Genomic DNA, 7,490 nt, shown 5'->3' with positions numbered 1-7,490 from the left:
GGACAGGTGGCGGCAGCGCGGCACCTGGCGCCGCCCCCCAATGCGCGGCCAACCCCGGGAGCGCCGCGGGCTGGCCCCGCGCCCCACCCCCCCGCCGATTATTTCGTCTCTGCCCTTGGCCCCCTGGGGTGTTGGGTGTTGGCGGGGCCGGCCCCGGGGGCGGCCCCCGGGCGCCCCTATATTTTTGCGGGGCGCCGGTCGGTCAGCTCATTGGTCCGCCTTGGTCTGGCCCATGATTTCCTGCGCGGTGAAATTGATGCCGCAGGTCGGGAAGGAATTGCCGACGAAGAAATTGTCGGACTGATCGGGGAAGAAATCCTGACCCGCCTTGAAATTGGGATCCTCGACTATCGCCAGCGGCAGCTTGACCGACTGCGGCACGACATTGCCTTCAAGTGCCGAGATCGCCGTCTTGATGGCGACCGCCACCTGGGCAGGACCGGTGCCCGCCGATGAGCATTTGAGCCCGTCCGCCGCATGCGCCGCGCAGAATTTGCGGAAGCCGTTCTCGGTTTCGCCGCCGAACGGCACGAACGCATGCTTGGCGTCGATCATCGCCTGAACGATGCCGGTGTCGCCCCCCTGGCCGGTGATACCGACGAACGGACCATTGGTGGCGATCGCGTCAGCCGTAACTTTCTGCGCCGTCGGGTCATCCCACTTGCCGGCGACTTCGGTGACGTCCCATTTCTTGCCCGAGGCGTCGAAGGCCTCATGGATACCATTGTGGCGATCGGTATCGACCGATGTGCCGGCAACGCCGCGCACTTCAAGTATCTTGCCGCCATCCGGTATATGGTCGATTAGCCATTTGCCCCACAGCGCGCCCAGACCCTTCTGATCAACGTTGACGTTGATGGCGTCCTTGGTGTCGAGGATGTTGTCGAAGGCGACGAGGATGACGCCGGCTTCCTTGGCGCGCTTGATCACCGGTCCGAAGGCGGTTGGGTTCTGCGCGTTGACGACGATGGCGTCGTAGCCGGAATCGATGAAGTTGTTGATCGCCGAAATCTGCGCCGGGACATCTTCACCGGTCGATACGACCTTGAATTCCTTCAGCTTTGCCGCGACGTCCTTCTGCGCGGCGTAGGCCTTGGCCGTCTGGATCATCTGGATGCGCCAGGTGTTGGCGATATAGCCGTTGGCCAGCGCGACGCGGTAGGGGCCGTCCTTCTTGGGGAACTTGAAAAATTGGGTATCGGCGGCCCAGGGCGCAAAGCAGTCCGGCTCGGCGGCCGGTCCCTTGACGATTTCGGGGCCCGCGGCCATCGCCGCCGAGCTCAACATGACGAATGCAGTGGCGGCAACGATGCCACCAACGAGTGACTTGATCATCGATATTCCTCCCAGTTGCAGGTTCTGATTTGTTTGTTGGCTGCAGTACAATCGACGCTTTTGCCCAAGCACCTCCTGCCTTGGCCCGCCGCAGTTTCAGGCGGTCAACGCCGACCTGATCCCCTCCCTTGCCGCTCCCTCAAGCGGCTACGAAAACTATCATATTATCCATAATAAACAAGAAACATTCTGTCGCTTATGTATAATAAACAGAGCTGTGCCTCTTGTGAGTTTTCGCGAGCGCGGGATGGTAGCGCTACCAACAAAGGCTGTAAAGTCTCATTTCAGTGAACTCTAAGATACTCAGCGGGCAGTGCTCTCGCGGCGCTTGAGCTCGAAGCCGAGATCGACGACCCGCTCCTGCGGCCTGCCTCCGGCGATTGCCGCCAGCGCCATGGCCACCGCGCGCCTGCCGATTTCATAGCGGTGGGTGCGGATGCTGGTGATCGAGGGAAAGGCCACCTGCATCATGTCGAGATCGTTGAAGCCGACAATGCCGATCGTCTTCGGCACATGGATCGCGGCACGGTGGCATTCGAACAGCACACCGAGCGCGATGTCGTCATTGTTGCAGAACACGCCGTCGAGCGTCGGAACCTTGGCAAGGGCATCCCGGAACAGTTCACGGCCAAGCGAAACGCTGGACGGCACCGGCGTGGTGGTGATCAGGCGCGGGTCGAATAGGCCGGCATTTTCCATGGCGGTCCGATAGCCGGCTAGGCGCCGCTGCGAGCGCGGATCCATGCGGGCACCGATGAAGCCGACGCGGCGATACCCCATCTCGATCAGGTGCTCGGTCGCTGTCCTGCCGCCGTCGAGATGCGAAAAGCCGACCATCATGTCGACTGGATCGGGCCCGGTCTCCATCACTTGCACCACTGGGCAGCCGGCATTCTCGAGCAGTTTTCGCGAGGCTGGCGTCTGGTCGATGCCGGCCACGATCAACGCCGCCGGCCGCTGCGAGCCGAACACCTGTAGGAGCCGCTCCTCCTCCAGCCCGGAATAATGCGTGTTGCCGAGCTGGATGCGGAACGGGCTGTCCGACAGGCTGTCATAGATGCCGCGCACCACTTCGGCGAAGACGTTGTTGGTGAGCGAAGGCACCAGCACGCCGAATACCTCCGCGCGCGCAGAGGCAAGCGCGCGCGCGTTGGGGTCAGGAACGTAGCCGAGCTCATCGACCGCGGCCTGTATCTGCCGGCGAAGGTCTTCCGAGACCCGCCCAGGCTCGCGCAGCGCCCGCGACACGGTGATCGCGCCGACACCGGCCTTGCGCGCCACGTCGGCAATGGTCGGGCGGCCGCCGCCACGGCGGGAGCGCGGCTTGGTCACGGCCTCGTTCCCCTTTCTTCGGCGCGCGGCTGCAACGTCAGGTTCGGCATCCGTGTCATCGCCACCAGTCAGCTTTGCCGATTGGGGTCGCGCATGCGTCAGCCATTGTCAAGCAACCCGACTTCGGCGCCCAGGTGAGCCGTTGCTTCAGGCAATCGCCACAGCGCTGCGGTTGGCTTTCCACATCAACAGTGCGATGGCTACGAGGTTGACGAGGTTCCAGCCAATTCCGTTCAGGAAGGCGGCGGCATAAGAACCGGTGAGGTCATAGATCCAGCCCGACATCCAGCCGCCCACCGCCATGCCGAAGATCGTCGCCATCAGCACGATGCCGACACGCTGACCGGCTTCCTTTGCCGGCATATAGTCGCGCACGATGATCGCATAGCAAGGCACGATGCCGCCTTGCGACAGGCCGAATACCAGCGAGACGACATAGAGCGAGGCAAGCCCGTCGAACGGGATGTAGAAGAACAGCGACAGGCACTGCAGCGCCGAGCCGATCAGCAGCGTCTTCACCGCGCCGATGCGGTCGGCGAGGAACCCCGAGCCGATCCGGCTGATGACACCGGCCGCCAGCATGATCGACAGCATGTCGGCGCCATGCGCGACGCCGTAGCCGAGGTCCATGCAGTAGGCGACGATATGCACCTGCGGCATCGACATCGCCATGCAGCAGCCGAAGCCGGCAATCACCAGCAGGATCTGCAACTGCGTGGGCGACAGCGAGATCGGCTGCACCGGCCGGCCGCGAGGCGCGCCGGAGATCCCCTCATGCGGCGCGCGCCGTCGCAACAGCAGGACCAGCGGCACCATGGTGACAAGGCAGATGACCCCGATCGCCGCATAGGTGAAGCGCCAGCCATGGCCTTGCATCACATAAGGCATGACCGTCGGCCAGATCGCCCCGGCAACGTAATTGCCTGACGCCGCCACCGTCACCGCGACGCCACGGCGGCGGTTGAACCAGTGCGAGACGTCGGCGATCAGCGGTCCGAAGATCGCCGAACAGCCGACACCGATCAGCAAGCCTTGAGCAAGCGTGACGCCCAGGATCGAATTGGCGAGCGACGCCAGCAGAAACCCCGCGCCAAGCGCCACGGAAGCGGCGAGCGCCGGTATCCAGTATCCAAAACGATCGATGGCGCGTCCGATCAGCGCGTTGCCGGCGGCAAAGCCGACCATGGTCGCGGTATAGGGCATCGATGCGGCGGCACGATCAACGCCGAATTCGGCCTGCACCGCGGGCAGGACCACGACCACCGCCCAGGTGCCGACACCGCCGATCGTCGCCAGCAGCAAGGAAATGCCAAGCCGCGTCCATGCGTAGAAGCTGTCGATGCCGGCGCTGCTTGCCGCATTTCCTGGGACTGTCGTCACCGGCGTTTCCTGTCCGCGACTTCTTCGAGATCGGGTGTTTGAGCCACTATCGGCGCATTTCCCGAGCCGAGCAGCGCCACGGCAGGCAAATCGGTGGCTCCAGGACCGGAACCCGCCCCACCCAATGGAGTTTTCTTCCCTAAAGGAAGGAGTACGCCATGACCGCAACGAAGAAATGGTCGGCCGACGTGACCGAGCACAGCGATGCGCTGGATCTCGAGGAGCACGTCTTTGAATCCGACGATGCCAAGAAGATCGCCGCATCGTTGAAGCGATCGGCCGAGCACAGCGACCGCCGCAAGGCGGAGCCGTTCCAATCCGCCATGTCGATGCTGAATTTCTACATCAACCGCGCCGGCAAGAACCTGCCTGACGAGCGCAAGAAAGTGCTGGAAAAAGCCAAGGACGAGCTGCGTGCCGCATTCGGCCGCGAGAAGCAGGATTAAGATCCAGGTCTGACAACACCCCGGCAGACCTTAGCGCGACTGGATCACTTCGTCGGTATTGGCCAGCAGCTTGCGAACCGCGTTCCGCGCCGCGTCGGGCCTTTGCAGGCGGATGCTCCGTTCGATCGCCTCATGCAGCTTCTGGGCATGATGCAAATCGTCGAGTTCACGCGTCGTGTAGGCGAAAAGATGGTCGAAGGCGGATTCGATCAGCACGCCCAGCGGCACCAGCAAATCGTTGCCCGAGGCCCGCAGGATGGCGAGGTGGAAGCGCGTGTCGGCGCGGGTCCGCTCCTGCAGGTTGGTGGCCTCGCCCATCTCGCGGCAGGCCTGGCTGATCTCGGCCATCTGCTCGTCGGAGCGCCGCATCGCCGCGAAGGCCGTCGCCTCGGGCTCGATGATGTGGCGGAACTCCTGCACCGTCTTCAGGAAAACCTCGCGATCCGGCGACGTCGCGTACCAGGCGAGCACGTCGCGGTCGAGCAGGTTCCAGCGTTCCTTCGGTTCGACCCAACTGCCGATCTTCGGCCGCGACGCCAGAAGGCTCTTTGCCATCAGCATCTTCATCGCCTCGCGCACCGCGGAGCGGCTGACGTCGAAGGTCTCCGACCATTTTGCTTCGTTCGGCAGGATGGTGCCCGGAGGGTAGTCGCCGCGCACGATGCGAAGGCCGATTTCGCTCGCGAGCGAAGTATGCACGCTGGCACCCGGGATACGCGGCGCGTTGGCCCGGCGAACGCCGGCGGGACGCTCCGCGGCCGCCGTTTTCGTCGGCCCTTTTTCGTTGTTCGGCTTCGCGTACCGCATATGGTCCAGAAAGTCCCGTTTTCAGAGCCTGTCAAGCACGGCAGGCCCGCTTTGCCACGACCCACGAGGATGTGCACAGATCAACCGGCATTTGGCTGCGCCTCACGCCGTTTTGACGTATTTGCGCCAGCTGTGCTGCGGCTGGAAGCCGAGCACGTCGCGCGCCTTGCGGTTCGAAAGCAGTGTCTCATATTCGCCAAGTTCGGCCTTGACCGGCACGCCCGGATAAAAGCGCTTCAAGAGCTCCGCCGTCGGCAGGTCGGATGAGGTATCGTCGTTGGCCGCATTGAACACTTGATAGCCCAGGCCGTCCTTCTCGATGGCGCGCAAGGCGATCTGGCCGAGATCGCGCGCATCGATGTAGCTCCAGGCGATGCGCTTGCGGAAACCCGGATCGGCGAACCATTTCGGGAACAGCGAATATTCGTGCGGCTCGATGACGTTGCCGATGCGCAGCGCATAGATGTCGAAGCCGCTGCGCAGTGCAAACGCCCGCGCGGTCTTCTCGTTGACGATCTTCGACAGCGCGTAGCTGTCCATCGGGTCGACATCATAGTCCTCGTCGAGCGGGAAATGCGTGGGATTGCGCGGCTCGTTGGCGAAGACCAGGCCGTAGGTCGTCTCCGAGGAGGCGATGACGACCTTGCGGATGCCGAGCTTCACCGCCGCCTCGATGACATTGTAGGTGCCCATCGCGTTGATGCGGAACACCTCGTTGTCGGGCGTGATCATGATGCGCGGGATCGCCGCGAAATGCACCACCGCGTCGACCGGCTGCGCCCTGAGAGACGGGTCGAACTCGTGCAGCCCCGCATAGCTCGACAGCGCGTTGAACACCTGGCCGCTGTCGGTGATGTCGGTGATCAGCGTGCGCACCTTCGGATTGTCGAGCGGCTTGGTGTCGATGTTGAGCACCTGGCAGCCATGTTCGACCAGATACTGCACGACATGGCGGCCTGCCTTGCCACTGCCGCCGGTGAACATGATCCGCTTCGTCATTTTGCTCTCCACAATGCTCGGGTATTATGTGTATTGTCAGACAATATTGCATTCCGCAATCGACCGCCACCGCGATGTCCGGAAACCTCCCGGCGATCGCTCGCGAGGCGGTCGTTCATCATCACGAAAGACAGGGAAGAGAGACGACATGAGCACCACCGCTGCCCGCGAGAACATCGGTTTCATCGGCCTCGGCCTGATGGGGCACGGCATCGCCAAGAACATCGTCGACAAGGGCTATCCGCTGACCTTCCTCGGCCGCAAGAACCGCAAGCCCGCGGAAGACCTTTTGGGTCGCGGCGCCAAGGAAGTTGTCACGCCCAAGGACGTGGCGGCGGCATCCGACATCGTCTTCATCTGCGTCACCGGCTCACGCGAAGTTGAAGCCATCATCCGCGGTCCCGGCGGACTGAAGGAAGGCCTGAAGAAAGGTGCCGTCGTCGTCGACTGCTCGACCTCGGACCCGGTCTCGACCGTGGCTTTGGCCGCCGAGCTCAAGGCGCTCGGCGTCGACTATGTCGACGCTCCGCTGAGCCGCACGCCGAAGGAAGCCTGGGAAGGTACGCTCGACGCCATGGTCGGAGCACCGGATACGGTGTTTGCAAGGCTGAAGCCGGTGATCGAGACCTGGGCCGGCCGCATCGTCCATATCGGCGACACCGGCGACGGTCACCGCATGAAGCTGCTCAACAACTTCATCTCGCTGGGCTACGCCGCGATCTACTCGGAAGCACTGGCGCTGGCGGAGAAGGTCGGCATCTCACCGCCGCGCTTCGACAGCGTCATCCGCAACGGCCGGATGGATTGCGGCTTCTACCAGACCTTCATGCGCTGGACGCTGGAAGGCGACCGGGACGCGCATAAGTTCTCGATCGCCAACGCCTTCAAGGACCTGACTTATCTCGAATCGATGGCGGGCGCGGCCGGCATCGCCAACCCGCTCGGCAACGCCACCAAGAACTCCTTCGCGACCGCTTTCGCCACCGGCCCCGCCGAGCAGTATGTGCCGATGCTGGCCACCCATATCGGCAAGCTCAATGGCGTCGACCTGATGCCTTCCAAGGACGGCGTGAAGCAGAAGATTTAAGCGGGAGGCGCCCTGCCCTGTTCGATCGCGGAAGCCTGCGCTGGAAAAGAAAGGGGCGCCTCGTGGGCGCCCCCTTCGACATTTGGCTCTGGGTGCAGCTGGCG

General features: G+C 63.4%; 7 protein-coding genes. 2 read left to right on the top strand and 5 right to left on the bottom strand.

Translation table 11 applies throughout. From position 1 onward, the window contains the following. Positions 1-207: 207 nt before the first annotated feature. The 3 genes from AC0L2L_RS16480 to AC0L2L_RS16470 form a co-directional block, all read right to left on the bottom strand. Positions 208-1,335, bottom strand: a complete 1,128-nt coding sequence (locus AC0L2L_RS16480) for a sugar ABC transporter substrate-binding protein (RefSeq protein ID WP_473579639.1) — start codon at positions 1,333-1,335, stop codon at positions 208-210. A gap of 303 nt (positions 1,336-1,638) precedes the next feature. Beyond that, positions 1,639-2,667 (bottom strand): HTH-type transcriptional regulator GntR, encoded by a 1,029-nt coding sequence (gntR, locus tag AC0L2L_RS16475; RefSeq protein ID WP_473579638.1) that lies wholly within the window; start codon positions 2,665-2,667, stop codon positions 1,639-1,641. Positions 2,668-2,814: 147 nt separating this feature from the next. Continuing rightward, positions 2,815-4,047, bottom strand: coding sequence for an MFS transporter (locus AC0L2L_RS16470; protein ID WP_473579637.1), 1,233 nt, complete (start codon positions 4,045-4,047; stop codon positions 2,815-2,817). 158 nt (positions 4,048-4,205) lie between these two features. Between AC0L2L_RS16470 and AC0L2L_RS16465 the strand changes: the two genes are divergently transcribed. Then, positions 4,206-4,493 carry a DUF3175 domain-containing protein gene (locus tag AC0L2L_RS16465; protein WP_473579636.1) on the top strand — a complete coding sequence of 96 codons (288 nt, stop codon included), beginning with the start codon at positions 4,206-4,208 and terminating at the stop codon, positions 4,491-4,493. 30 nt (positions 4,494-4,523) lie between these two features. Here the strand turns inward: AC0L2L_RS16465 and AC0L2L_RS16460 are convergent, their stop codons facing one another. Then, positions 4,524-5,300, bottom strand: a complete 777-nt coding sequence (locus AC0L2L_RS16460; RefSeq protein WP_473579635.1) for a FadR/GntR family transcriptional regulator — start codon at positions 5,298-5,300, stop codon at positions 4,524-4,526. A gap of 102 nt (positions 5,301-5,402) precedes the next feature. Beyond that, positions 5,403-6,299: an NAD-dependent epimerase/dehydratase family protein gene (locus AC0L2L_RS16455; protein ID WP_473579634.1), complete on the bottom strand. Its 897-nt coding sequence runs from the start codon at positions 6,297-6,299 to the stop codon at positions 5,403-5,405. On the opposite strand from AC0L2L_RS16455, the gene AC0L2L_RS16450 reads away from it, so the two are divergent. Continuing rightward, positions 6,205-7,386 carry an NAD(P)-dependent oxidoreductase gene (locus AC0L2L_RS16450; protein WP_473579633.1) on the top strand — a complete coding sequence of 394 codons (1,182 nt, stop codon included), beginning with the start codon at positions 6,205-6,207 and terminating at the stop codon, positions 7,384-7,386. The genes AC0L2L_RS16455 and AC0L2L_RS16450 overlap by 95 nt on opposite strands. The last annotated feature ends 104 nt before the right edge of the window (positions 7,387-7,490 follow it).

The sequence above is a fragment of the Mesorhizobium sp. WSM4832 genome, from assembly GCF_055811115.1.
This window is presented reverse-complemented; position numbering and strand designations above follow the sequence as displayed.